Genomic DNA, 6,258 nt, shown 5'->3' with positions numbered 1-6,258 from the left:
GCCACCAGTTCGATCTGGCGCGCTGCCCAGCCATCGAGCAAGTCGATGGATTGAAGTTTGCTGGCCTGGGTGCCTGGGCCATGCATGAGTTCAAAGGCGCGCTGCGGCATCACGCCCACACCCAAGCCGTTGTGAATCATGCGGCACATGGCGTCAAGCCCGGTAACATGAATGCGCAGCTTGATGGTGCGGCCCACGGCGGCGGCGGCCTTTTGCATGGCCAGGTAAATTGAGCTGTTGGAATGCAGGCCGACCTGGTCGTAATCCAGCGCCGCTGAAAAACTAATCGCACCTTTGCCGCACAGGTCGTGGCCTCTGGGCACAATCAATACCAATTTGTCGCTGCGGTAGGGCTGCGTCTGAAGTTCACCCGTGCCATTGGCGCTATTGCAGATACCCAGATCGGCCGTGCCTTCCTGCACGGCACGCACCACCTCCGTGCTCAGGTGCTCTTCCAGGTCGATCTTCACTTCTGCGTGCTGGCGAATGAAAGCGCCCAGGTCTTCGGGCAAGAATTGCACGATGGCTGAAATGCTGGCATGCACGCGCACATGGCCACGAACACCGTTTGCGTATTCGCTCAGTTCGCCCTGCATCTTTTCGAGGCTGAACAGCACCGAGCGAGCGTGGTGCAGCAGGCTTTCGCCGGCCGGCGTGAGGTCAACACCGCGGGTATGGCGATAAAGCAGCGGGGTGTCCAGCGTGGCTTCAAGGTCGCTCAGTCGCTTGCTGACGGCGGAGGCGGCAATGAATTCGCGCTCGGCAGCCTTGCCGATACTCCCGAGCTCGCAGACGGCCACAAAAAGTTGAAGCGAAGTCAGGTCGATGCGGCGGGCAAAAGTGCGTTCCGAGCTTTTGATGAGCATATAAAATGTAATCATCGCACTTGGCGATGTTTGTGCACCATTTTGCGCTTGTAGTTGGGTAGTTGCCATCGTCATCGGAGATGGCAGGCTTGCCAAAATTGAGCTTGCTTGATCGTCTACTTGCCGATTTTCAGTAAATTTTTAACGAGTTGTTTCTCTGGTCCAATGGTTACCGCTACAGTTTGCTATTAAAAAATAGCAGTGGCCGTTAAAAAACCCGCCAATGTTGCCATCTGACGGGTTTGAGGCAAAAGCCGGAACAACTTATCGCTGGGCCATGGCTTTCACGTCACGCTGTGTCGAGCCGGTGAAAAGCTGGCGCGGACGGCCAATCTTGTACTCGGGGTCGCCAATCATTTCATTGAGCTGGGCAATCCAGCCGACGGTGCGGGCCAGCGCGAAAACCGCGGTGAACAGCGGCACAGGAATGCCGATGGCGCGTTGCACGATGCCGGAGTAAAAGTCGACGTTGGGGTAGAGCTTGCGCGAAACGAAGTAGTCGTCTTCCAGCGCAATCTTCTCGAGTGCCATGGCCAGCTTGAACAGCGGGTCGTTTTCCAGGCCCATCTCTTTCAAGACTTCCTTGCAAGTCTCCTGCATCAGCTTGGCGCGCGGGTCGTAGTTTTTGTAAACGCGGTGACCAAAACCCATCAGCTTGACGCCGGAATTCTTGTCCTTGACCTGTTTGATGAAGTCGCCGATTTTCTCGATACCGCCGTTTTTCTGGATGTCGCCCAGCATGTTGAGCGCCGCTTCGTTGGCGCCGCCATGGGCCGGGCCCCATAGGCAGGCGACGCCGGCTGCAATCGCTGCAAACGGGTTGGTGCCGGATGAGCCGCACAGGCGTACCGTGGAGGTCGACGCATTCTGCTCATGGTCTGCATGCAGGATGAAGATGCGGTCCATGGCGCGCTCGAGGACCGGATTGACCTTGTATTCTTCACAAGGCGTGGCAAACATCATGTGCAGGAAGTTGCCGGCGTAGCTCAGGTCGTTCCGGGGATACATGTAGGGCTGACCCACGGTGTACTTGTAAGCCATGGCGACCAGCGTCGGCATCTTTGCGATCAGGCGGATAGCCGCAATCTGGCGGTGCTCCGGATTGTTGATGTCGGTGCTGTCATGGTAGAAGGCCGAAAGGGCGCCGACCAGGCCGGTCATGATGGCCATGGGGTGCGCGTCACGGCGGAAACCACGCAGGAAAAACTGCATCTGCTCGTTAACCATGGTGTGGTTGGTCACGCGGCTGACGAAATCTTTTTTCTGGGTTCCGTTGGGCAGTTCGCCGTAGAGCAACAGGTGGCAGGTCTCAAGGTAATCGCAATTCGTGGCGAGTTGCTCGATCGGATAGCCGCGGTACAGCAGCTCGCCCTTGTCGCCGTCAATGTAGGTGATGGCGGACTGGCAGGCCGCAGTCGACATGAAGCCGGGGTCATAGGTAAACATGCCGGTCTGCGCATAGAGTTTGCGGATATCCACGACCTCGGGACCCACGCTGCCTTGGTAAACCGGCAGTTCGACGCTCGGGCTGCCGTTGCTGAAGGACAGGGTGGCTTTGTTGTCAGCTAGCTTCATTTCTCGCTTCTTTCTTTCAAATCAAATTGACCAATCGGGACTGGCACCGAATCAGGAAAACGCTGCTGCAGGCCGCAGCAAGTTCAGGACTTCGAGAGCTTCCGGTGTCGACGCAGTGGTCCGCGCAGTCGTATCGGAGAGCTGTCCGGGCTCTTTGCGTCTGAGCAGCAGATCCATCAAATCGTTGTCCGACAATTCCATTAAATCACTCAAGCCTTGAGCTTGCCTGACGCTGAGTGTCACTTCGTATCGGCGGAAAAACTGCTCTATCAGCAAATCGTTTTCAAGCAAACCGCGGCGGCAGCGCCATTTCAGCTTGCTCAGGCTTCGCTCATCCAGCAGCACATCAGCCTGCGCATTCGGTGACACTTCGGCCGCCAGCGCCGGACGACCCCCAGGCAGCCCATTGCCCTCAGGTGGCAAAGAGCTGCACGCAGTGAGTGAATGCGGGAGCAATGACTGCAGCGCATTAGAGGAAGTGAGCAGCGTGGGGGCCATATCTCTAGACTGTCCGCAAAACCATCATTTCCTTGATCTTGCCAATCGCGCGGGTCGGATTAAGACCTTTGGGGCAGACATCGACGCAGTTCATGATGGTGTGGCAACGAAACAGGCGGTAGGGATCTTCAAGATTGTCCAGCCGCTCTGCGGTTGCTTCGTCGCGACTGTCGGCCAGGAATCGATAGGCTTGCAACAAGCCGGCCGGTCCGACGAATTTGTCGGGATTCCACCAGAAACTGGGGCAGGCCGTGGAGCAGCTGGCGCACAGGATGCACTCATACAGGCCGTTGAGTTCCTCGCGTTCTTCAGGGCTTTGGAGGCGTTCTTTCTCGGGCGGAAGGTTGTCGTTGATCAGGTAGGGCTTGATCGAGTTGTATTGCTTGAAAAACTGTGTCATGTCGACAATCAGGTCGCGCACCACGGGCAAACCTGGTAACGGCTTGAGAACGATGTTGCCCTTGAGCGTCAGCATGTTGGTCAGGCAGGCCAGCCCGTTCTTGCCGTTGATATTCATGGCGTCCGAGCCACAGACACCTTCGCGGCACGATCGGCGAAAGCTGATGGTCGGGTCTTGCGCCTTGAGCTTCATCAGCGCGTCCAACAACATGCGCTCACTGCCGTCGAGCTCGACCACCAGGGTCTGCATGTAGGGCTTGGCGTCGGTGTCAGGGTCGTAGCGGTAAATCTGGAAAGTACGTTGGGTCATCGGGTTTCTCGCTTCTTTCGATTTTTCGGTCGCAGGCGCTTGTTTAGAACGTACGCGTTTTCATGGGCACGGACTCTACCGTCAGGGGCGTCATCTGCACCGGCTTGTAGGACAGCTGATTGCCTTCCCGGTACCAAAGTGTGTGTTTGTGCCATTCGGTGTCATTCCGGCCGTTCGGGTGTTCCGGTGTATCGCCGAAGTCGTCCACAGAATGCGCACCACGGCTTTCCTTTCGGGCTGCCGCCGAAACGAGGGTCGCTTGCGCAACCTCGATCAGGTTTTCAACTTCCAGCGCCTCAATGCGTGCAGTGTTGAAGATTTTCGACTTGTCTTTCAGGCCGATGGCGTTGACACGGTCGCGCATGGCCGCGATTTTTCTGACGCCTTCGTCGAGGCTGGCCTGGGTTCGAAATACGCCGGCATGCTGCTGCATGGTGGCGCGCAGGTCGTTGGCCACGTCTTGTGCATATTCGCCATCGGTCGCATTGTCCAGGCGTGCAATGCGGGCCAGGGATTTGTCGGCGGCGTCAAGCGGCAGCGGTTTGTGCGTGGTGGTCTGGTTGTATTCAACAATATGGTTGCCGGCAGCAATGCCAAACACCAGCAGGTCGAGCAGCGAGTTGGTGCCCAGGCGGTTCGCGCCGTGCACGCTGACGCAGGAGCATTCACCCACGGCATAAAGACCCTTGACGATTTCACTTTCATTGGCGGCGTTCTGGGTGACGACCTGGCCGTGAATGTTGGTCGGAATGCCGCCCATCTGGTAATGAATGGTGGGCACCACGGGAATCGCTTCCTTGGTGATGTCGACGTTGGCAAAGTTATGACCAATCTCAAGCACTGAGGGCAGACGCTTGGAGATGGCGTCAACGCCCAGGTGCGTCATGTCGAGCAGGATGTAGTCCTTGTTCGGACCGCAGCCTCGACCTTCCTTGATTTCCTGGTCCATCGAGCGCGAGACAAAGTCGCGCGGCGCCAGGTCTTTCAACGTCGGCGCGTAACGCTCCATGAAACGCTCGCCTTCGCTGTTGCGCAAGATGGCGCCTTCACCGCGGCAACCTTCCGTCAGCAGCACCCCTGCGCCGGCGACCCCGGTGGGGTGAAACTGCCAGAATTCCATGTCTTCCAGCGGAATGCCGGCGCGCGCTGCCATGCCCAGGCCATCACCGGTGTTAATGAAGGCATTGGTGGATGCGGCAAAAATGCGCCCTGCGCCGCCAGTGGCAAGCAGCGTGGTCTTGGCTTCGAAAATGTGAACGTCGCCGGTTTCCATTTCAAGCGCCGTCACGCCCACCACGTCACCGGCCTCGTCGCGGATCAGGTCAAGCGCCATCCATTCGACAAAAAAGCTGGTTTTTTCCTTGACGTTTTGCTGGTACAGCGTGTGCAGCATCGCATGACCGGTGCGGTCAGCGGCGGCGCAGGCGCGCTGCACCGGTTTTTCGCCGTAGTTGGCCGTGTGGCCGCCAAAAGGGCGCTGGTAAATTGTGCCGTCGGGGTTGCGGTCAAACGGCATGCCCATGTGTTCGAGGTCGTACACCACCTTGGGGGCTTCACGGCACATGTATTCAATCGCGTCCTGGTCACCCAGCCAGTCGCCGCCCTTGACGGTGTCGTAGAAGTGGTAGTGCCAGTTGTCCTCAGACATGTTGCCGAGCGAGGCGCCAATGCCGCCTTGCGCCGCCACGGTATGCGAGCGGGTGGGGAAAACCTTGGAGAGCACGGCAACGTTCAAGCCTGCTCTGGCCAGTTGCAGCGAAGCGCGCATACCGGAGCCGCCGGCACCGATGATGACGACATCAAATTTGCGCTTTGGGAGTTTGGAAGTAACGGTCATGTTTTCAGAGTCTCCACAGGACTTGTATGCCCCAGCCGGCGCAAGCGACCAGCCAGACGATGGTAAATATCTGCACGGCAAGGCGCAACGAGGCAGGCTTGACATAGTCCATCAGGACGTTGCGTATGCCCACCCAGACGTGCATCAGTAGGGCGATGATGATGGTGAAGGTCAAAGCCTTCATCCATTGGGAAGAGAAGATGCCCGCCCACAGGTCGTAGCCTATGGGTCCCTTGCTGAAAATGACGCGGGCCAGGAGCAGCAGGGTAAAAAGTGCCATCAGAGCCGCAGTGACGCCTTGGGCCAGCCAGTCGCGCAGACCGTAATGGGCGGCACCGATAACGGTGCGCTTGGTACCGAAATTGACAGACATGTTGTGTTTTCCTTGAAACTTAATAAAGGCCAAACAACTTGGCGCCCAGAACCAGCGTGAGGCCAATGCTCACGGCCAGCGTGAAGATGGCTGACGACTTGCCGAATTCGTTGGTGACCGCCGCGTGACTGACGTCCATCCACAGGTGACGAAGACCCGCGATAAAGTGGTGCAAGAAAGCCCAGATCAGGCCCAGCGCGAGCAGTTTCCAAAATACGCCTGGCAAACCCAGCATGCCGGCATTAAACGCGGATTTAAATTTCTCAAACGAAATTTCGGATGAAATGGAGGTGTCAAACATCCAGATGACGAGGGGCATCAGGAGAAAAATGAGGACACCACTGGCGCGGTGAAGGATGGAAACCCAGGCCGCAGGCGTCATGCGGTAGGTTGTCAAGTC

General features: G+C 57.7%; 7 protein-coding genes. All 7 read right to left on the bottom strand.

Annotation, left to right across the window (positions count from 1 at the left end):
• On the bottom strand, positions 1-860 hold an 860-nt coding region (locus HHJ19_RS12385), incomplete at its 3' end, for a LysR family transcriptional regulator (protein WP_296907802.1).
• 270 nt (positions 861-1,130) lie between these two features.
• Positions 1,131-2,441: a citrate synthase gene (gene gltA / locus HHJ19_RS12380; protein WP_296907796.1), complete on the bottom strand. Its 1,311-nt coding sequence runs from the start codon at positions 2,439-2,441 to the stop codon at positions 1,131-1,133.
• A gap of 51 nt (positions 2,442-2,492) precedes the next feature.
• Positions 2,493-2,810: a succinate dehydrogenase assembly factor 2 gene (locus HHJ19_RS12375; protein ID WP_296907799.1), complete on the bottom strand. Its 318-nt coding sequence runs from the start codon at positions 2,808-2,810 to the stop codon at positions 2,493-2,495.
• A gap of 133 nt (positions 2,811-2,943) precedes the next feature.
• On the bottom strand, positions 2,944-3,648 hold the full coding sequence (locus HHJ19_RS12370; protein ID WP_296907793.1) for a succinate dehydrogenase iron-sulfur subunit: 705 nt from the start codon (positions 3,646-3,648) through the stop codon (positions 2,944-2,946).
• Between the two features lie 43 nt (positions 3,649-3,691).
• Entirely contained in the window at positions 3,692-5,485 is a 1,794-nt protein-coding gene (sdhA, locus tag HHJ19_RS12365; RefSeq protein WP_296907790.1) for a succinate dehydrogenase flavoprotein subunit, read from the bottom strand.
• 4 nt (positions 5,486-5,489) lie between these two features.
• Positions 5,490-5,858, bottom strand: coding sequence for a succinate dehydrogenase, hydrophobic membrane anchor protein (sdhD, locus tag HHJ19_RS12360; RefSeq protein ID WP_296907787.1), 369 nt, complete (start codon positions 5,856-5,858; stop codon positions 5,490-5,492).
• Between the two features lie 19 nt (positions 5,859-5,877).
• Positions 5,878-6,258: succinate dehydrogenase, cytochrome b556 subunit (gene sdhC / locus HHJ19_RS12355; RefSeq protein ID WP_296907784.1), on the bottom strand; the 381-nt coding region annotated here is incomplete at its 5' end.

It is taken from the genome of Polaromonas sp. (assembly GCF_012927415.1).
Lineage (GTDB): Bacteria > Pseudomonadota > Gammaproteobacteria > Burkholderiales > Burkholderiaceae_C > Polaromonas.
The sequence above is the reverse complement of the archived record's forward strand: the minus strand, read 5'-3'. Positions and strand labels throughout refer to the sequence as shown.